Here is a 19,536-nt window from a genome sequence, read left to right on the forward strand (position 1 = left end):
CTGTCGCATGTGCCGCGAGATGGCGATCTGTGCGGCCTCCGATCCTGCGAGGAGCATCTCTCAAAAGAAACGACAACTAATAAATTTTCAGGAGGAATCCCATGCTTGTCGAAATTGACGCGAACGGAATGATTAGTCACGCGCGAGTCAGAAATGCTCGCAGTGCCGAAATCGAACGAGGCCTAGTGCAATCACGGGCATCGTCGTGCATCAAACCGACGCCGATACCTCGGCGTCTTCACTGAACAGCTACAAGCGCCCGAAGGCCAATGGCGCGCGCTTTCTCATCGATACGGATGGAACCATCTATCAGACTGCGGCAATCTATCAGCGCACGAATCATGTAGGACCGCTGAAGGCAAGATGCTTGGCCGTAGGGGCCGCAATGCCCTGCGCCCTGCACGACTATGCGAATGCAGGAGTGGAAGGAATGCATCGCATTGAAATGCGCAAGCCGCCCAGCGATCGTTATCCGAGCAACATGGAGGCCATCGGGATAGAGATGGTTGGCAGGGCAACGCTGCCGGTAGGGTTCAAGCCAATCGGTGAACCGGCAAAGTGGACGCTCGAAAGACAACGAGGTGAGTTCCGCATATTCGGGATAGCCGCTAACGGCCCTGACGCGCGTACCACGGCAAACCCTCTCCCAAACCCGCCTCGGCGGGTTTTCTCTTGGCCTCAGGGACACCATAAGATTCCGCCACCCAACGAAATCCCTCCGCATGAACATTGCCCTCGAACGCCCCGATCAACCCGACGTCATCCAGCTCATCGCCGACCTCGATGCGTACCAGAAGCCGCTGTACCCGCCCGAGAGCCACTACGGCATCGGACTTGCGGCGCTGTCGGCGGCCCACGTGCTGTTCGCGGTCGCGCGCGACGAGGCGGGCACGGCCATCGGCTGCGGCGCCCTGGTCATGAACTCCGGCTACGGCGAACTCAAGCGCATGTACGTGCGGCCGCAGAACCGCGGACAAGGCGTCGCCGCGAAGGTGCTGGGGCTTCTCGAAGCCGAAGCGGCGGCGCGCGGATGCGCCGTGTTCCGGCTGGAGACGGGCGTACACCAGCCCGAGGCGCTCGCGTTCTATGCGCGTGCGGGGTATGCGCGGCGCGAGCGCTTCGGCGACTATCCCGACGATCCGTTGAGCGTCTTCATGCAGAAGAAGAAGGCCTCATAGCCCGCTGCACAGGCCTTCCGGCTCGCCGTGCTTCGCAGTTGGCGAACCCCTGGAGCCCGGCCAGCTCGTCCAGGATGGGGCATTCCGAACGCTCGTCGCCTTCGCAGCAATGGGCCAGGCGCTCCAGCAGGCGCTTCATGTGCGCGAGCTCCTCGATCCGCTGGGCCAGGTCGCCGGCCCGTTCGAGCGCGACGCGCTTCACATCGAAGCTCGCGCGATGCCCGTCGCGCCACAGCGCGTGCAGCTCGACGACTTCCGGTGCTTCGAAACCCAGCGCGTGCGCCCTTCGCGCGAAGCGCAGCGTCGACACGGCGCGTTCGTCATAGCGGCAGCCGTCCTCTTCGGTGCGCGCCATGCCATCGAGCAGGCCGAGCCACTCGCAATCGCGCAGCAATTGGGCGGATGCGCCAGACCGGGCAACAAGCTCGGCAAGAGACAAGCGCGCCGCGGCAGCCGGGGCCGTGGGATGTTCCATGGAGTTCTCCTTTCAGCCAAAGAACAAAGTCTCGGGCTTCACACCATGGGAGAGTCAAGCCGGCAGCGCCTATTTGTAGATTCGCACGACCGCGTCTTCGAACGCGAGCACGTCGGCCCCCACGTGCGTGGTGCTGAACTCTGGGTTGAGCAGCAGCAACCCCGCGTAGTTTCGCGCGGCCATCCGCTGGTACAGCTGCTTCACGTACGGTTGATTGCAGCCGTCGGCGCAGCTGGCCAGTATCAACGTGACAGGCAGCGGCCTGCCCGCCAGCGCATCGAACATCTTCTGTTCCAGATCATTGTTCTGGGCCTCCTGTTGCCAGAAAGCGCCCTCGATGGACACGAAGGAGGAAAACACCAGGTTGTCCGGCGCCTCGAGAAAGAGTGCCGTGGCCGCCAGGTTGCCACTGGTCGACAAGCCCGTGAGCATCCGGTTCTTGGGATTGGTCCGGTACTTCGAATCGATGAAGGGGATCAGCTCCTTTGCGAGGAAATCGTGGTACTTGAAGGCGCCGGGAAAGTTGTAGTCTTCCTGGCGCCGCGCGGCGTTGCCGATGCCCACGAGGATGGCTTTGGTTCCGCGCTTCACCAGGATGTCCTTGAGATTCTCGAACCGTGATTGCGGCAGGCCGTTGACGGCATCTCCGTCGAGGGCATAGATGACGGGGTAAGCGTCGGTGCCCTGGTCGTAGCCGGCGGGCAGATAGATGGCAAGGGGGTAAGGCGCGCCGGTAAACCCGGACTGGATGGATTCGGACACCACGCGATCGGTGGCAGCCGGCGCCGGCGCCGGTGCGGGCTGCTGGGGCGCGGGTCCCGCGGTCGGCGGAAGTATCGGCAGGCCACCGCCGCCGCCGCCCCCTCCGCCACCGCAGGCGGACACGCCCGCGAACATCACGCAGCAGCCCATCACCGCGAGCGCGCGGCGAAGCCATTCCATTCTCATGTTGTGGTTCCTCGTTCCCCGGCGCAAGACGCACCGCCCGGAATACTCATCGCGCGCGGCAAGGCCGTCAATGTCGCGATGCGATCCGGATGCTGCGGTTGATTCGAGACAACATCAGGGTAATCCCTTGATGCCGTCGCCCTGCACGGGGAACACGCCACCTCCTCCGGCGCAAAGCCCCTCGCTCCTGGCCCGCTACTTGCAATATTTTCCGAAAATGACAGAAAATTTTCTTATCTGTCATATATTTGTAAATTCATTTTCATTGCGCGCCCCCTTCAAGGTGCATCGCCCGCCCCATGAGCACCAACGTCGACACCAATGGCACCACCGTGGCCCAGCGCATTGCGCAGGCGCTGCCGCGGCTGACGCGTTCGCACCGCCAGGTGGCCGACTTCGTGCTGGAGCACCCGTTGCAGGTCGCCACGCTGCCGATCGACGAGCTCGCAGCCGCGGTGGGCGTGTCGGTGGCCACGGCCAACCGCTTTGCGCGGGCGCTGGACTTCGACGGCTACGCCACCTTTCGCGCCGAGCTCGTGCGCGGCTTCGAATCGCTGGTGGCGCCGGTGGAGCGGCTGCGCGGCAACCTGGAGCGTCCGACCACGGTGGCCGAGGTGTTCGCCACCGCGCTCGACGAGAGCCGGCGCAACATCGAGGCCACGCGCCAGTCGCTCGACTACGCCGCCTGCGAGGCCGCGGTGCAGCGCATCCTGAAGGCGCGCTCGGTCTACATCGGAGGCCTTGGCGCCAGCGCCTGGCTCGCGGGGCTGTTGCAGCACGGGCTGGACGGCAGCTGCAACGACGTGCGGATGCTGTCCAGCGTCAGCGGCGTCACGCACGCGGCGCGCTCGCTGATGCATGCCGGCCCGCAGGACCTGTTCATCGGCCTGACCTTTCCGCGCTACCTCACCGACACGGTGGCGCTGGCGCAGATCGCCAAGGGCCAGGGCTGCGCCGTGCTGGCGCTGACCGACCGCCCGAGTTCGCCGCTGGCGCCGCTGGCCGACGTGGTGCTCTATTGCCAGACCGAAACCAGCTACCGGCCGAACTGCGAAACCAGCGTGCTGGCCTTGATCGAGGCACTGACCAGCGCAGTGGCGCTGCGCGCGCCCCGCGCGGTGCAGTCCGCGAGCCGCATCCTGCAGGCGGTGCGTCCCTGGCTGCATGGCGCGCAGGGCTTGCCGCGATCGGAAGCCGCCCTTGCGCAGCCCGCCGGCGCCGCACCGGCAGGCGCCGGCAAGAAAAAGAAGAAGGCCTCCTCATGAAGAAAAACATCACGCCCGTCATCGCCATCCACGGCGGCGCCGGCACCATCAGCGCCGCCACGACCAGCGCGACACAGGCGCAGGCCTATCACGACGCGTTGCGGGGCATCGTGCAGGCCGCGCAGACGCAACTCCTCAAGGGCGCATCTGCGCTCGACGCCACCTGCCTCGCGGTCGAGCTGCTCGAAGAGTGCCCGCTCTTCAACGCGGGCCACGGCGCAGTGTTCACGCACGAGGAAACCCATGAACTCGACGCCGCCGTGATGGACGGCGCCACGCTCGCGGCCGGCGCCATTGCCGGCGTCTGCCACGTGCGCCGCCCGGTGCGCGCCGCGCGTGCCGTGCTGGAAGACGGCGCGCACGTGCTGCTGGCCGGCGCCGGCGCCGAGGCCTTCGCACGCGAGCACGGCCTCGAAATGGTCGAGCCCTTCTTCTTCTCCACCGAGGCGCGACGCCAGCAGCTCTACCGCGTGCGCGACACCGGCCGCGTGGTGACGGACCACGAAGGCGCGGCCATGACGCCGCCGCTCGACGAGGACAAGAAGTTCGGCACCGTGGGTGCGGTCGCGCTCGACATGCACGGCCACCTGGCCGCGGCCACCTCGACCGGCGGCATGACCAACAAGCGCGTCGGCCGCATCGGCGATTCGCCGCTGATCGGCGCCGGCACCTATGCCGACGACCGCACGGCCGCCGTGTCCTGCACCGGCAGCGGCGAAATGTTCATCCGCGTCGCCGCCGCCTACGACATCTGTGCACGCATGGCCTATGGCGGCGCCACGCTCGAAGCCGCCACGCACGCCGTGGTGCACCAGTCGCTGCCCGCCATCGACGGCACCGGCGGGCTGATCGCCATCGACCGCCACGGCAACCTGAGCCTCGCCTTCAACACCGAAGGCATGTACCGCGGCCACGCGCGCGGCGACGAAGCGCCCGCAACCGCCATCTTCGCCTGACCGCACGCGCCCTCTTCCATTCGCACTCCCATGTCCTCCCCTGCCCTCGCCCTGCCAGACGGCCGCGTTCTCGCCGTCGACGACCTCACCGTGCGCTTCTCGACCTCCGAGCGCACCGTCGATGCGGTCAAGAACCTTTCCTTCCACGTCGACCATGGCGAAACGCTCGCGGTGGTGGGCGAGTCGGGCTCTGGCAAGTCGGTGACTTCGCTCGCGCTGATGCGGCTGGTGGAGCACGGCGGCGGCCGCATCCTCGGCGGGCGCATGGCGTTTCGCCGCCGCAACGGCGAAGTGCTCGACCTCGCGCAGGCGCGCGACGCCGAGATGCGCAACATCCGGGGCGCCGACATCGCGATGATCTTCCAGGAACCGATGACCTCGCTCAACCCGGTGTTCACCGCCGGCGAGCAGATTGCCGAGGCCATCCGCATCCACCAGGGCAAGAGCAACGCGGCCGCGCGCGCCGAGGCGCTGCGCATGCTGGAGCTGGTGCGCATTCCCGAGGCGCGCAACGTGCTCGACCGCTTTCCGCACCAGCTCTCGGGCGGCATGCGCCAGCGCGTGATGATCGCGATGGCGCTCTCGTGCAAGCCGCAGCTGCTGATTGCCGACGAGCCCACCACCGCGCTCGACGTGACCATCCAGGCGCAGATCCTCCAGCTCATCCGCGAGCTGCAGAAGGAGATGCGCATGGGCGTGCTCTTCATCACGCACGACATGGGCGTGGTCGCCGAGATCGCCGACCGCGTGCTCGTGATGTACCGCGGCGACAAGGTCGAAGCGGGCAGTTCCGATACGGTATTCGCATCGCCGCAGCACCCCTACACCAAGGCGCTGCTGTCGGCCGTGCCCAAGCTCGGCGCGATGCAGGGCACCGACCTGCCCGCCAAGTTCGAGCTGCTGCGCACCGAGGGCACGCCCGAGACGGTGCCCTGCACCCACACCACGCCGCAGACCACCGTGCGCGAAGGCGCCGGCCCGATCCTGCGCGTGCGCGACCTCGTCACGCGCTTCGACGTGCGCAGCGGCCTGTTCGGCCGCGTGAAGCGCCGCGTGCATGCCGTCGAAAAGATCAGCTTCGATCTCTACCCCGGCGAGACGCTGGCGCTTGTCGGTGAATCGGGCTGCGGCAAGTCGACCACCGGCCGCTCGCTGCTGCGCCTGGTCGAGAGCCAGAGCGGCGCCATCGAGTTCGGTGGCCAAAACATCCGCGAGCTGCCCACGCGCGAGCTGCAGGCCCTGCGCCGCAACATCCAGTTCATCTTCCAGGACCCGTTCGCCTCGCTCGATCCGCGCGTGACGGTCGGCTTCTCCATCATGGAGCCGCTGCTCATCCACAACATCGCCAAGGGCGCCGAGGCGCAGCAGCGCGTCGACTGGCTGCTGCAGAAGGTCGGCCTGCCGCCCGAGGTGGCGCAGCGCTATCCGCACGAGTTCTCCGGTGGCCAGCGCCAGCGCATCGCGATTGCGCGCGCGCTCGCGCTCAACCCCAAGGTGGTGGTGGCGGACGAATCGGTGTCGGCACTGGACGTGTCGATCCAGGCGCAGATCGTCAATCTCATGCTCGACCTGCAGCGTGAGCTGGGCGTGGCCTTTCTTTTCATCTCGCACGACATGGCGGTAGTCGAGCGCATCAGCCACCGCGTGGCCGTGATGTACCTCGGGCAGATCGTCGAGATCGGTCCGCGCCGTGCCGTGTTCGAAGCGCCGCAGCACGCCTACACCCGCAAGCTGATGGCCGCGGTGCCGGTGGCCGACCCGTCGCGCCGCCACAAGCCGCGCGCGCTGCTCGAAGGCGAGATCCCGAGCCCGATCCGCGCCGTGGGCGACGAGCCCGACGTGCCGCCGCTGGTGCAGGTCGCGCCGGGCCACTTCGTGGCGCGGCACGCCATCGGCGGCGCCTTCTGAGCGGCCGGCAGATTTTTTTTCCAACCCGCAGGCCCTCCTGCTTTTTTTCTCGAACCGACTGGAGTTTCTTTCCATGAAGCAATCTTCTTCCTCCCTGCGATGGGCATCGGCACTGCTGGGCCTGGCCGCACTGGCTGCATCGGGCACGGCATTGGCCGCAAAAGACGTGGTGCTGTCGATCGGCTACCAGCCCGAAACGCTGGACCCGTACAACACCAACACCACCATCACCACGGCCGTGACCAAGACCTTCTATGAAGGCCTGTTCCAGTTCGACAAGGACCTGAAGGTGCAGAACGTGCTGGCCGAAGGCTACGAGGTGTCGAAGGACGGCCTGGTCTACACCATCAAGCTGCGCACCGGCGTCAAGTTCCACGACGGCACCGACTTCAACGCGGAAGCCGTGAAGTTCACGCTCGACCGCGTGCTGAACCAGGACAACAAGCTGCTGCGCTACAACCAGTTCAACCGCGTGAGCAAGGTCGAGGCGCTCAACCCCACCACCGTGCGCATCACGCTCAAGGAGCCCTTCGGCCCCTTCATCAACTCGCTGGCCCATGCCTCGGCCGCGATGATCTCGCCGACCGCGCTGAAGAAGTGGGGCAACAAGGACATCGCCTTCCACCCCGTGGGCACCGGCCCCTTCGAATTCGTCGAGTGGAAGCAGACCGAGGCCGTCAAGGCCAAGAAGTTCGACGGCTACTGGAAGAAGGGCCATCCGAAGGTCGACAACCTCCAGTGGAAGCCGGTGCTCGAGAACAACACGCGCGCCGCGATGCTGCAGACCGGCGAAGCCGACTTCGCCTTCCCCATTCCCTACGAGCAGGCCGAGCTGCTGAAGAAGAGCGAGAAGCTCGAAGTGGTGGCCTCACCGTCGATCATCACGCGCTTCCTGGCCTTCAACATGCTGCAGAAGCCCTACGACAACCCCAAGGTGCGCGAAGCCATCGGCTACGCCATCAACAAGGAAGCGCTGGCCAAGGTCGCGTTCGGCGGCTATGCCTTCCCCGCGCAGGGCATCGTGCCGCAGGGCGTGAAGTACGCCGAGAAGATGGCCCCCATTCCCTACGACCTGAAAAAGGCCAAGGAACTGATGAAGGAAGCCGGCTATCCGGACGGCTTCGAGTCGGTGCTGTGGAGCGCCTACAACAACACGACCAGCCAGAAGACGATCCAGTTCGTGCAGCAGCAGCTCGCGCAGATCGGCATCAAGCTGCAGGTGCAGGCGCTCGAAGTGGGCCAACGCGCCGAGCAGGTCGATGCATGGCCTGATCCGAAGACGGCCAAGGTCCGCATGTACTACACGGGCTGGTCGTCGTCGACCGGTGAAGCCGACTGGGGCCTGCGTCCGCTGTTCGCCTCGGAAGCCTGGGCGCCCAAGCTCAACAACATGTCCTTCTACAAGAGCGAAGTGGTGGACAACGCGCTCGCCAAGGCGCTGGTCACGGTGGACGACAAGGAAAAGGCCGCGCTCTACAAGACCGCGCAGGAAGAAATCCGCAAGGACCTGCCGCGCGTGCCGCTGGTCACGGAGCAGAACCTGTCGGCGCACGCCAAGCGCCTGTCGGGCGTGTTCGTGATGCCTGACGGCAACATCAACATCGACGCTATTGCGGTCAATTGACCACCCCCGAGGCGGCTCACTTCGTGTAGCCGCCTCCCCCCGACACCTGCGGCCCGGCAAAGCCGGTTCCGCAGTGTCTCCCGATAGGCTCCGAGGCCCCGATAAGGGCTGACTGTCTGTATGCCATGCTGAATTACTTCCTCAAACGACTGTTGGGCCTGATCCCCACGCTGCTCATCGTGGCAGTGCTGGTGTTCCTGTTCGTCCACATGCTGCCCGGCGATCCGGCGCGCCTTGCCGCCGGCCAGGACGCCGACGAACAGACCATCGCCATGGTTCGCGCAGAACTCGGCCTCGACAAGCCGCTGCCCCAGCAGTTCGTGAGCTTCTTCACCCACATGCTGCAAGGCGACTTCGGCACCTCGATCCGCACGCGGCGGCCGGTGTCGATGGAGATCGGCGAGCGCTTCTTCCCCACGGTGATGCTGACCATCACCAGCATGGTGTGGGCCGTGATCTTCGGCATGGGCATCGGCATCGTCTCTGCCGTGTTCCGCAACCAATGGCCTGACCGGCTCGGCATGACGCTGGCCGTGTCGGGCATCTCCTTTCCGGCCTTTGCCCTGGGCATGCTGCTGATGCAGATCTTCTCGGTCCAGCTCGGCTGGCTGCCCACGGTGGGCGCCGCCACCTGGAAGCGCTACGTCCTGCCCTCGATCACGCTGGGCGCCGCGGTGGCCGCGGTGATGGCGCGCTTCACGCGCGCATCCTTCGTCGAAGTGATCCAGGAAGATTTTGTTCGCACTGCGCGTGCCAAGGGCGTGCGCGAGCGCACCGTCATCATCAAGCACTGCCTGCGCAATGCACTGATCCCGGTGGTCACGATGATGGGCCTGCAGTTCGGCTTCCTGCTGGGCGGCTCGATCCTGGTCGAGGCGGTCTTCAACTGGCCGGGCCTCGGGCGCCTGCTGGTCGATGCCGTGCAGATGCGCGACTACCCGGTGATCCAGACGCTGGTGCTGCTGTTCTCGCTCGAATTCATCCTGATCAATCTGGTGGTGGACGTGCTGTACGGCTACATCAACCCCACCATCCGCTACAAGTGAGGCAGCCGACATGACGCAAGCCACCGGCGTGACCGCCGAATCGATCGCTCCGCCCATCGTGGCGGTTCAAACCGCGGGCAAAGTCCGCACGCCCTGGGGCGAATGCTGGCGCCGCTTCAAGAAGCAGCCCGTGGGCATCGTCGCGGCGCTGTTCGTGCTGCTGCTGGTGTTCGTCGCGGTGTTCGCACCGTGGATCGTGCCCTTCGACCCGGAGAACTTCTTCGACTACGACATGCTGAACACGGGGCCTTCGGCCACGCACTGGTTCGGCGTCGATCCGCTGGGGCGCGACATCTTCAGCCGCATCCTGATGGGGGCACGCATTTCGCTGATGGCGGGGTTTCTGTCGGTGCTGGTGGGCGGTTTCGTCGGCACGGCCTTCGGCCTGCTCGCAGGCTACTACGAAGGCTGGTGGGACCGCATCGTGATGCGCATCTCCGACGTGCTCTTTGCCTTTCCCGGCATTCTGCTGGCGCTGGGCGTGGTCGCCATCCTCGGCAGCAGCATGACCAACGTGGTGGTGGCGGTGTCGGTGTTCAGCGTGCCGGCCTTCGCGCGCCTGGTGCGCGGCAACACGCTGGTGCTCAAGCAGCAGACCTACATCGAGGCCGAGCGCAGCATCGGCGCGTCGGACTGGACCATCATCGTGCGGCACATCCTGCCGGGCACCATCTCGTCGATCGTCGTGTACTTTTCGATGCGCGTGGGCACCTCGATCATCACGGCGGCCAGTCTCTCGTTCCTGGGCATGGGCGCGCAGCCGCCAACGCCCGAATGGGGCGCGATGCTCAGCGAAGCCCGCGCCGACATGGTGACCTCGCCGCACGTGGCGCTGTTCCCGAGCCTGGCCATCTTCTTCACCGTGCTGGCGTTCAACCTGCTCGGCGATGCACTGCGCGACGCGCTCGATCCGAAGATCGACCGCGAATAATTCCATCTGTCTGTCTTCATGCCAGCGAACTCCCTGCCCTACATCGGCAACCTGCTGCAAGGCGCGCGCAACGCCATCACCGACGTCGAAGGCATCACGGTCGGCCACCGGACGCTCGATGACGGCGGCGTGCAGACCGGCGTGACGGTGATCCGTCCGCACGCGGGCGATCCGTTCCGCGACAAGGTGCCGGCCGCTGCCGTGGTGCTCAACGGCTTCGGCAAGAGCGTGGGGCTGGTGCAGCTCGCAGAACTCGGCGTGCTGGAGACGCCGATTGCGCTGACCAACACTTTTTCGGTCGGCACGGTGGCGACGGCGCAGATCCGCCATTGCGTTGCGGCCAACCCCGAGAGCGGCCGGTCGCTGCCGACGGTGAATCCGCTGGTCTTCGAGTGCAACGACGGCTTTCTCAACGACATCCAGCGGCTGGCGGTGACCGAGGCGGACTACCTGCACGCGCTCGAGAGCGCCGGCGCCGACTTCGCGCAGGGCTCGGTCGGCGCGGGGCGCGGCATGTCGAGCTTCCAGCTCAAGGGCGGCATCGGCAGCGCCTCGCGCCGCGTCTCGGCGCCCGGGGGCGAGCTGCACACCGTGGGCACGCTGGTGCTCGCGAACTACGGGCGCCAGCCGCAACTGGTGCTGGCCGGGCATGCGGTCGGCGAGCGGCTGGCCGCGCACGGCACGCGCGAATGCAAGGAGCCCGAGAAAGGCTCGATCATCATCGTCGTCGCCACCGATGCACCGCTCGACGCGCGCCAGCTGCGCCGCCTCGCGCTGCGCGCAGGCGCGGGGCTGGCGCGCACCGGCTCGGTCTTCGGGCATGGCAGCGGCGACATCGTGCTGGCCTTTTCGACCGCCTACACCGTGCCCGACCGCGTCGACCGCCCGATGCCGGCCATCGCGATGCTGCACGACGGATTGCTCGACGGCCTCTTCCAGGCCGCGGCCGACAGCACCGAGCAGGCGATCCTGCATGCGCTCTGGCGCGCCACGGCCGTGACGGGCCGCGATGGCAATCACCGCGCGGCACTGTCGGAACTGCTGCCGCCCTCTTCCCTTTCTTCTTTCTTCGCGCAACCGCACTCCCTCCCATGAAAGTCCTGATCTCCACCGACATCGAAGGCGTTGCGGGCGTCTACCACCACGAGCAGGCGCGGCCGGGCAACCCCGAGTACGAGCGCGCCCGCCTGCTGATGGCGCACGAGGCCAACGCGGCCGTTGCCGGCGCCTTCGAGGCCGGCGCCACCGAGGTGCTGGTCAATGATTCGCATGGCGGCTTCCGCAACATGCCGCCCGACGTGCTCGATGCGCGCGCCCGCGTGGTGCAGGGCAAGCCGCGCTACCTGAGCATGGTGGCCGGCGTGGAAGAAGAAGGCGTGGAAGCGGTCTGCATGGTGGGCTACCACTCGCGCGCCCAGGGACGCGGCATCCTCGCCCACACCATCAACAGCTTTGCCTTTGCCGGCATCCGGCTCGGCGAGCAGGAACTGGGCGAGGCCGGGCTCTACGGCGCGTTGGCCGGCGAATATGGGGTGCCGGTGGTGATGGCCAGCGGGGACGATGTGTTCATTGCCGAGAACCGGGCGCTTTTTCCGCATGCGACCTTTGTGGAAACGAAGAAGGCGACGGGGTTCAACAGCGGGGTGTCGCTCTCGCCGGAGCAGTCGCGCAAGGCGATCCGCGTCGGTGTAGCTGCAGCGCTGGCTGCGCGCGGCGATGCGAGGCCGTTGGTATTCAAGGGGCCGCAGGTGGTCACTCTGCGTACGCAGTCGCCGATGATGGCGGATCTGTTCTGCCAGTGGCCTTCATTCGAACGCGTCGACGGTGTCACGTTGCGGTTTTCCGCTGAGACGGTGGAAGCGGCTGTGCGGATGTTGAACTGCTGTTCGGCGATGTCTTCTATGTTGCGTTGAGTTGAGTTTTTTGAGGGTGGGGGCCGGGTCTCGCCCCGGCGGGCGACCTACTTTTCTTTGCTTCGCCAAAGAAACGTAGGCAAAAGAAAGGCGACCCTACTGTCTGCGTCCCTCCGCTTCGCTGCGGGCAACCTGTGGTGCTCGATTCCGGCGGGGTTCGCAGAACTCGCTCCACTGCGTTGCGCTCAGACAGCTGCGGCCCTGATCCCGCCTCCATCTGCGCTCCTCGGCGCATACAGAAGGGGTGGAAGCGGGCAGCCTTCGCTCTCGCTCGGCCCCCAAGACCAACAGCCAATACCGACCCCCACAGCCAATCCCAACCACCGCAGGCGCTACGCGCCTGCGGTGGCCTGGTGGCCGAGCGAAGCGAGTTTGGGCGAGACCCCGCGAAACGCGAGCACCGCAGGTTGCCCCGTAGCGCAGCGAAGGGGTCGCAGACAGTGGGGTCGCCTTTTCTTTGCTTACTTTCTTTTGGCGAAGCAAAAGAAAGTGAGTCGCCCGCCGGGGCGAGACCCGGTCCCGGGGAAAAAAACAACCCATGTCGCCCAAAAAACCCCTATCGCCCTTATCCAGAATAAGCATCCAACCGCCCGCAAACCCGCATGCCCATTGAAGAATAAGCTTATCCGCATAAAGCGAGAACCAAAAAATAGTTTGCTTCCATAAGGCCGGGTTTCAGAATCTCGGCTTCTTGCTGGGGCGCCCCGTTGTACGTGCGGCACCGCACTTCTTCAAGAATCACACGATGTACCAATACACAGAATTCGATCGCCAGTTCGTCCATCAGCGGGCTGCCCAGTTCCGAGACCAGCTCGAGCGCTGGCAAAAGGGCCGCCTGCACGAAGACGAGTTCCGTCCCCTGCGGCTGCAAAACGGCTGGTATGTGCAGCGCTACGCGCCGATGCTGCGCGTGGCCGTGCCCTACGGCGAGCTTTCGAGCCGCCAGCTGCGCGTGCTGGCCAGGATCGCCCGCGAGTACGACGAGCCCGAAGCCGAGGTCTACCGCAAGGCCATCGAGACGCAGGGCCTGCTCGGCAGCCACAAGCTCCCCACGCACTACGCCCACTTCTCGACGCGCCAGAACGTCCAGTACAACTGGATTCCGCTGTCCAAGTCGGCCGACGTGATGGACCTGCTGGCTTCGGTCGACATGCACGGCATCCAGACCAGCGGCAACTGCATCCGCAACATCACGAGCGACGAGCGCGCCGGCATCGCGGTCGACGAGATCGCCGACCCGCGCCCCTACGCCGAAATCATGCGCCAGTGGAGCACGCTGCACCCTGAATTCGCGTTCCTGCCGCGCAAGTTCAAGATCGCGATCACCGGCGCCACGGAAGACCGCGCCGCCACCGGCTGGCACGACGTGGGCCTGAAGCTCGTGAAGAACGAAGCGGGCGACATCGGCTTCCGCGTGCAGGTGGGCGGCGGCATGGGCCGCACGCCGATCATAGGCACCGTGCTGCGCGAGTTCCTGCCCTGGCAGCAGATCATGAACTACCTCGAAGCGGTGATCCGGGTCTACAACCGCTACGGCCGCCGCGACAACATCTACAAGGCGCGCATCAAGATCCTGGTGAAGGCCGAAGGCCAGCGCTACATCGACGATGTCGAGGCCGAGTACAGGCAGATCATCGAGCACGACGGCGCGCCGCACACCATCACGCAGGAAGAGTTCGACCGCGTGGCCGCCTCCTTCGTGCCGCCGACGCTCGCTACCCGCGTACTGCAAAGCGCCGAGAAGACCGATGCCGAGCTGCGCGCCCACGCCGACGACGACGTCATGTTCGCCCGCTGGCTCGCCCGCAACGTGGCCGCGCACAAGAACCCCGCGCTGCGTGCCGTCACGCTCTCGTTCAAGCGCCTGAAGCAGGCGCCCGGCGACGCCTCGGCCGACCAGCTCGACACGCTCGCCGAACTGGCCGACCGCTTCTCGGCCGGCGAAGCCCGTGTCACGCACGACCAGAACATCGTGCTGCCCTGGGTGCACGCCGAAGACCTGCATGCGCTGTGGCTCGCCGCCCGCGCGGCCGGCTTTGCCAGCGCCAACGTGCACCTGCTGACCGACATGATCGCCTGCCCCGGCGGCGACTTCTGCGCGCTGGCCAATGCGCGCTCCATCCCCATTGCCGAGGCCATCACCGAGCGTTATCAAGACCTCGACGAGCTCGACGACCTGGGCGAGATCGACCTGCACATCAGCGGCTGCATCAACTCCTGCGGGCACCACCACAGCGGCCATATCGGCATCCTGGGCGTCGACAAGGACGGCAAGGAGTGGTACCAGGTCACCCTTGGCGGCTCCGACGGCTCGGCCCTCAGCGGCGCGCCGCAGGCCGGCAAGGTGGTCGGCCCCTCGTTCTCGGCGGCCGAAGTGCCGGGCGTGATCGAGGCCGTGCTCACCACCTACCGCGACACCCGCGAAGGCGGCGAGACCTTCATCGACACGCTGCGCCGCGTCGGCCACGACCCCTTCAAGGCCGCGGCCAACGGTGCGCGCTTCAAGGTGGAGGAAGCAGCATGAAGAAGACCCTGAACATTCTTTCCGCGGAAGAACATATCGACGACGGCGACCCGAAGGTCCTGCAGCTTCCCAACGATGCCGATCCGCTCGCCATCGAGGTGTGCCTGGAAGACATCGAGCGCATCGACCTGAACTTTCCGAAGTTCACCGATGGCCGCGCCTACAGCCAGGCCTTTCTGCTGCGCCGCCGCCTCGGCTTCAAAGGCGACATCCGCGCCACCGGCGACGTGCTGATCGACCAGCTGGTGCAAATGGAACGCACCGGCTTCTCGAGCGCCGTGCTCAAGGAAGGCGTGGACGCCACCGACGCACAGCGCCAGTTCGACCGCTTCTCGGCCTTCTACCAGGGCGATGCGGTGAAGCCCGCGCCGCACTTCGCAGCCGGCACCTGAGCCCGCATGGAAACCCTCGACATGAGCATCGCCACGGATATCGACTTCGCACGCATCAACGCCGAACTCGGCCGCAACGCCGAGGGCCTGGTGGATTGGGCGATCGGCCTGGGCCAGCGCGCGATCGTCACCACCAATTTCCGCCCGTTCGAGGCGGTGATCCTGCACATGGTCACGCGCGCCAAGCGCGATGTTCCCGTGGTCTGGATGGACAACGGCTACAACACCGAGGCCACCTACCGCTTTGCCGACGAGGTGACCAAGCAGCTGGGCCTGGATCTGCACATCTACCTGCCGCGCCGTTCGCGTGCACATCGCGAAGCCGTGGAAGGCCCGACCCCGGCGCTCGACGATCCGCGCCATGCCGCTTTCACGGAAGAGGTGAAGCTCGAGCCCTTTGCCCGCGCACTGCGCGAAACGGCACCGAAGGTCTGGTTCACCGCGCTTCGGGCCACCGACACGGCCGTGCGCGCACAGATGGACCCGGTCAGCGTCAATCCGGACGGCCTGATCAAGGTCGCACCGCTCCTGCACTGGTCGTCCAAGGACCTGTACACGTACTGCGAAGCGCACGGCCTGCCCAACAACTTCGACTACGTGGACCCGACCAAGGGCGAAGACAACCGCGAGTGCGGCTTGCACCTTTCGCATTGAGATCCAGCGCCGCACCGATCATTCGCATTCAGCACCCCACCCGATGAACGCCCGTACCGAAACCGAACTGCTGCTGCCGCCCATGCACTCTCCCGCGCGCCTGTCCAACACCCATCTCGATGCGCTGGAAGAGGAAACCGTCTTCATCCTGCGCGAAGTGGCGGCCGCCTTCGAGCGCCCCACCCTGCTGTTCTCGGGCGGCAAGGATTCGCTGGTGCTGCTCAAGTGTGCGGAAAAGGCCTTCGGCGCCGGCCGCATTCCGTACCCGCTCCTGATGATCGACACGGGCCACAACTTCCCCGAAGTGACGGCCTACCGCGACCAGCGCGCAAAGGAACTGGGCGCCGAACTCATCGTGCGCAGCGTGGAAGATTCGATGAAGCGCGGCACCGTGCGCCTCGCGCACCCCGGCGAATCGCGCAATGCGCACCAGTCGGTCACGCTGCTCGAAGCCATTGAAGAATTCCGCTTCGACGCGCTGATCGGCGGTGCGCGCCGCGACGAGGAAAAGGCGCGCGCCAAGGAGCGCATCTTTTCGCACCGCGACTCCTTCGGCCAATGGCAGCCCAAGGACCAGCGCCCCGAGCTGTGGACACTGTTCAACACCCGCCTGGCGCCGGGCGAGCATTTCCGCGTGTTCCCGATCTCGAACTGGACCGAGCTCGACGTGTGGCAATACATCGAGCGCGAGCACGTCGGCCTGCCATCGATCTACTACACGCACAAGCGCGAAGTGGTCGAGCGCCGTGGCCTGCTGGTGCCCGTGACCGAACTCACCCCGCCGCGCGACGGCGAAACCGTGCAGGTGCGCGACGTGCGCTTTCGCACCGTGGGCGACATCACGACCACCTGCCCGGTCGAAAGCCTGGCGGCCGATGCGGGCGACGTGGTGCTCGAAACGCTGTCGGTCGACGTCAGCGAGCGCGGCGCCACGCGCATGGACGACATGACTTCGGAAGCTTCGATGGAGAAGCGCAAGAAAGACGGGTATTTCTGATGAGCACGACGACGGCAACCCTCGACAACACCGCCCTCCACGGCGACACCGGCACCGCCCTGCGCTTCATCACCTGCGGCTCGGTCGACGACGGCAAGAGCACGCTGATCGGGCGCCTGCTGGTCGACAGCAAGACCGTGCTGCAGGACCAGCTCGCCGGCGTGCAGCGCGGCGGCGAAACCGACCTGGCCCTCCTGACCGACGGCCTCTCGGCCGAGCGCGAACAGGGCATCACGATCGACGTGGCCTATCGCTACTTCTCGACCGCCAGGCGCAAGTTCATCATCGGCGACGCGCCGGGCCATGAGCAGTACACCCGCAACATGGTCACCGCGGCCTCGGCCGCCGACGCTGCCGTGGTGCTGGTCGATGCCACCAAGCTGGCCTGGGCCGCCGAAGTGGAGGACGGCACCGTGGTCAAGCGCGAGCTGCTGCCGCAGACGCGCCGCCACACGCTGCTGGCCCACCTGCTGCGCGTGCAGTCGATCGTGTTCGCGGTCAACAAGCTCGACGCCATCGATGATGCCGGCCTCGCCTTCGAACGCATCTCGACCGCGCTGAACGCCTTTGCCGAAGCGGCCGGCGTGAAGGTGGCCGCCATCGTGCCGATCTCCGCGCTCAAGGGCTGGAACGTGGCCACGCGCCATGCCGACTGGGTCGGCTACGAGGGCCCGAGCCTGCTCGAGCTGCTCGAGGAACTGCCGGTCACCGTGCAGGACGAGGCCGTACCCTTCGCCTTCCCGGTGCAGTGGGTCGAAAAGTTCTCGGCCTCGGCCGACACCTCGCAGGGCCGCCGCGTGTTCTGGGGCCGCGTGGCTTCCGGCCATGTGGAACCGGGCCAGCGCGTGACCGTGCTGCCCAGCAACCAGACCGCCACGGTCGCGCAGGTGCTGAGCCACACGCGGCAACCGAAGGTGGTGCATGCGGGCCACAGCGCGGGCATCGTGCTCGACCGCGAGGTCGACGTGTCCCGCGGCGACTGGCTGCTGGCGCCCGGCGCCTTCGAGCCGGTGCGCGAGATCACCGCCACCGTGGCCTGGCTGGACGACGAGCCGCTGGTCGCGGGCCGCGTCTACTGGGCGCTGCAGGGCCACCGCTGGGTCAAGGCCAAGGTGGCGCGCATCGTCGACCGGGTGAACATCACCACGCTCGAATCCGAGCCCGCCACGCAGCTGGAAGCCAATTCCATCGGCGACGTGGTGCTTTCGTTGCAGCAGCCGCTGGCCGTGCTGCCCTTCACGCAATCGCGCGCCCTGGGCTCGCTGGTGCTGGTCGATACGGCCTCCCACAAGACCGCTGCCGCCGTGCTCGTGCAGCCTGCCGCCGCAAAGGCCTAAAATCTGGGGTTTTCCCCGACCTCACATTGACGTTAGAAGACAAATGACCCACGTCGTCTCCGAAGCCTGCATCCGCTGCAAATACACCGACTGCGTGGACGTATGCCCCGTGGATTGCTTCCGCGAAGGCCCCAACATGCTGGTGATCGACCCGGACGAATGCATCGACTGCGCAGTCTGCATCCCCGAGTGCCCGGTCAATGCGATCTATGCCGAGGAAGACCTCCCGGCCAACCAGATTGCGTTCATCAAGCTCAACGCCGAACTCGCGGTGGCCGATGGCTGGAAGAGCATCACCAAGCGCAAGCCCGCGCTGCCCGACGCCGAAGAGTGGAAAGACAAGACCGACAAGGTCGGCGAACTGGTCCGTTGAACCCCGAAGGCCGAGCCCCCGTCGAAACCGACGCGCTGATCATCGGCGCCGGTCCTGTCGGGCTGTTCCAGGCTTTCCAGCTCGGCCTGCTCGAGATCTCCTGCCACATCGTCGATGCACTGCCCGCCGCGGGCGGCCAGTGCGTGGCGCTCTACGGCGGCAAGCCGATCTACGACATTCCGGGCACGCCCGTCACCAGCGGAAGCGAGCTCGCGCAATCGCTGCTGAAGCAGGTCGAACCCTTCAAGCCCCAGTTCCATTTTGGCGAGCAGGTGGCCACGCTCGAAAGGCAGGCCGACGAGCGGCTGCTGCTGACCACCTCGGCCGGCACGGCCTTTCTCGCCAGGACCGTGTTCATTGCGGCCGGTGTCGGCGCCTTCGTGCCCAAGCGCATCGCGGTCGAAGGCATCGCGCAGTTCGAAGGCCGCTCGCTTTTCTATCACCCCGATTCGCTGGACCGTTTTGCCGGGCAGGCGGTGGTGGTGAATGGCGGCGACGACGTGGCGCTGGCAACGGCCGTCGCGCTCACGGATATTGCGGAGCAGGTCACGCTGGTCCACCGCCGCGACGGCTTCCAGGCCGATGAGGCGCTGGTCGCTTCGATGCGCGCGCTGGTCGCGGAAGGCAAGCTCGCGTTCAAGGTCGGCCAGCCCAGTGCCTTCGACGGCAGGCAACTGCAGATCACCACGCCCGACGCGACCACGGCCGACCTGCCGCTCGACGCGCTGATCGCCTGCCTGGGCATCTCTCCGCGCCTCGGCCCCATTGCCGACTGGGGCCTGGAACTCGAGCGCAAGCAGGTGCCGGTCGACACCGAGAAGTACGAAACCCGCGAACGCGGCGTGTTCGCGGTGGGCGACATCAACACCTATCCGGGCAAGAAGAAGCTCATCGTGTGCGGCTTCCACGAAGCCACGCTCGCGGCCTGGGGCGCCACCGCCATCGTGTTCCCGGGCAAGGCGATTCCGCTGCAGTACACGACCACCAGCACGCGCCTGCACGAGCTGCTGGGCGT

General features: G+C 66.3%; 18 protein-coding genes and 1 pseudogene. 17 read left to right on the plus strand and 2 right to left on the minus strand.

Annotation, left to right across the window (positions count from 1 at the left end; genetic code table 11):
* Positions 1-101 precede the first annotated feature (101 nt).
* Both EJO66_RS33315 and EJO66_RS24285 read left to right on the plus strand, forming a co-directional pair.
* Positions 102-598: pseudogene (locus EJO66_RS33315) on the plus strand (peptidoglycan recognition protein family protein); the annotation flags it as partial.
* A 124-nt stretch (positions 599-722) separates the two neighbouring features.
* On the plus strand, positions 723-1,178 hold the full coding sequence (locus tag EJO66_RS24285) for a GNAT family N-acetyltransferase (RefSeq protein WP_124957815.1): 456 nt from the start codon (positions 723-725) through the stop codon (positions 1,176-1,178).
* Here the strand turns inward: EJO66_RS24285 and EJO66_RS24290 are convergent.
* Together EJO66_RS24290 and EJO66_RS24295 are read right to left on the minus strand one after the other, a co-directional pair.
* Positions 1,153-1,653 (minus strand): MerR family DNA-binding protein, encoded by a 501-nt coding sequence (locus EJO66_RS24290; RefSeq protein WP_125966361.1) that lies wholly within the window; start codon positions 1,651-1,653, stop codon positions 1,153-1,155. The genes EJO66_RS24285 and EJO66_RS24290 overlap by 26 nt on opposite strands.
* Before the next feature lie 69 nt (positions 1,654-1,722).
* Positions 1,723-2,601 (minus strand): alpha/beta hydrolase, encoded by an 879-nt coding sequence (locus EJO66_RS24295; protein ID WP_124957813.1) that lies wholly within the window; start codon positions 2,599-2,601, stop codon positions 1,723-1,725.
* Between the two features lie 299 nt (positions 2,602-2,900).
* On the opposite strand from EJO66_RS24295, the gene EJO66_RS24300 reads away from it, so the two are divergent.
* From EJO66_RS24300 to EJO66_RS24375, 15 genes are all read left to right on the plus strand, one after another.
* Positions 2,901-3,866 (plus strand): MurR/RpiR family transcriptional regulator, encoded by a 966-nt coding sequence (locus tag EJO66_RS24300; protein WP_124957812.1) that lies wholly within the window; start codon positions 2,901-2,903, stop codon positions 3,864-3,866.
* Positions 3,863-4,822, plus strand: a complete 960-nt coding sequence (locus EJO66_RS24305; RefSeq protein WP_124957811.1) for an isoaspartyl peptidase/L-asparaginase family protein — start codon at positions 3,863-3,865, stop codon at positions 4,820-4,822. Before EJO66_RS24300 ends, EJO66_RS24305 begins: the two co-directional genes overlap by 4 nt.
* A gap of 30 nt (positions 4,823-4,852) precedes the next feature.
* Positions 4,853-6,730, plus strand: a complete 1,878-nt coding sequence (locus EJO66_RS24310) for a dipeptide ABC transporter ATP-binding protein (RefSeq protein ID WP_125966362.1) — start codon at positions 4,853-4,855, stop codon at positions 6,728-6,730.
* 73 nt (positions 6,731-6,803) lie between these two features.
* Positions 6,804-8,354 carry a glutathione ABC transporter substrate-binding protein GsiB gene (gsiB, locus tag EJO66_RS24315; protein ID WP_124957809.1) on the plus strand — a complete coding sequence of 517 codons (1,551 nt, stop codon included), beginning with the start codon at positions 6,804-6,806 and terminating at the stop codon, positions 8,352-8,354.
* A gap of 125 nt (positions 8,355-8,479) precedes the next feature.
* Complete coding sequence (gsiC, locus tag EJO66_RS24320; RefSeq protein ID WP_125966363.1) at positions 8,480-9,400, plus strand: glutathione ABC transporter permease GsiC; 921 nt, start codon at positions 8,480-8,482, stop codon at positions 9,398-9,400.
* Between the two features lie 10 nt (positions 9,401-9,410).
* Positions 9,411-10,331, plus strand: coding sequence for a glutathione ABC transporter permease GsiD (gene gsiD, locus EJO66_RS24325; RefSeq protein WP_124957807.1), 921 nt, complete (start codon positions 9,411-9,413; stop codon positions 10,329-10,331).
* A gap of 18 nt (positions 10,332-10,349) precedes the next feature.
* On the plus strand, positions 10,350-11,426 hold the full coding sequence (locus tag EJO66_RS24330) for a P1 family peptidase (RefSeq protein ID WP_124957806.1): 1,077 nt from the start codon (positions 10,350-10,352) through the stop codon (positions 11,424-11,426).
* The gene (locus EJO66_RS24335) at positions 11,423-12,244 is read left to right on the plus strand and encodes a M55 family metallopeptidase (RefSeq protein ID WP_124957805.1); all 822 of its coding nucleotides are present in this window, start codon (positions 11,423-11,425) and stop codon (positions 12,242-12,244) included. Before EJO66_RS24330 ends, EJO66_RS24335 begins: the two co-directional genes overlap by 4 nt.
* A 745-nt stretch (positions 12,245-12,989) precedes the next feature.
* On the plus strand, positions 12,990-14,768 hold the full coding sequence (locus tag EJO66_RS24345) for a nitrite/sulfite reductase (protein WP_124957804.1): 1,779 nt from the start codon (positions 12,990-12,992) through the stop codon (positions 14,766-14,768).
* Positions 14,765-15,160, plus strand: coding sequence for a DUF934 domain-containing protein (locus EJO66_RS24350; protein ID WP_124957803.1), 396 nt, complete (start codon positions 14,765-14,767; stop codon positions 15,158-15,160). Before EJO66_RS24345 ends, EJO66_RS24350 begins: the two co-directional genes overlap by 4 nt.
* Positions 15,161-15,181: 21 nt before the next feature.
* On the plus strand, positions 15,182-15,814 hold the full coding sequence (locus tag EJO66_RS24355; protein ID WP_124957802.1) for a phosphoadenosine phosphosulfate reductase domain-containing protein: 633 nt from the start codon (positions 15,182-15,184) through the stop codon (positions 15,812-15,814).
* A gap of 43 nt (positions 15,815-15,857) precedes the next feature.
* Positions 15,858-16,811: a sulfate adenylyltransferase subunit CysD gene (gene cysD / locus EJO66_RS24360; RefSeq protein ID WP_125966364.1), complete on the plus strand. Its 954-nt coding sequence runs from the start codon at positions 15,858-15,860 to the stop codon at positions 16,809-16,811.
* Positions 16,811-18,148: a sulfate adenylyltransferase subunit 1 gene (locus EJO66_RS24365; RefSeq protein ID WP_125966365.1), complete on the plus strand. Its 1,338-nt coding sequence runs from the start codon at positions 16,811-16,813 to the stop codon at positions 18,146-18,148. The genes cysD and EJO66_RS24365 overlap by 1 nt, the downstream gene beginning before the upstream one ends.
* 43 nt (positions 18,149-18,191) lie before the next feature.
* Positions 18,192-18,521, plus strand: a complete 330-nt coding sequence (gene fdxA / locus EJO66_RS24370) for a ferredoxin FdxA (RefSeq protein WP_012747513.1) — start codon at positions 18,192-18,194, stop codon at positions 18,519-18,521.
* A partial coding sequence (locus EJO66_RS24375; RefSeq protein ID WP_240648724.1) for an NAD(P)/FAD-dependent oxidoreductase occupies positions 18,518-19,536 on the plus strand: 1,019 nt, incomplete at its 3' end. The genes fdxA and EJO66_RS24375, both read left to right, overlap by 4 nt.

This window comes from Variovorax beijingensis (assembly GCF_003951285.1).
Lineage (GTDB): Bacteria > Pseudomonadota > Gammaproteobacteria > Burkholderiales > Burkholderiaceae_C > Variovorax > Variovorax beijingensis.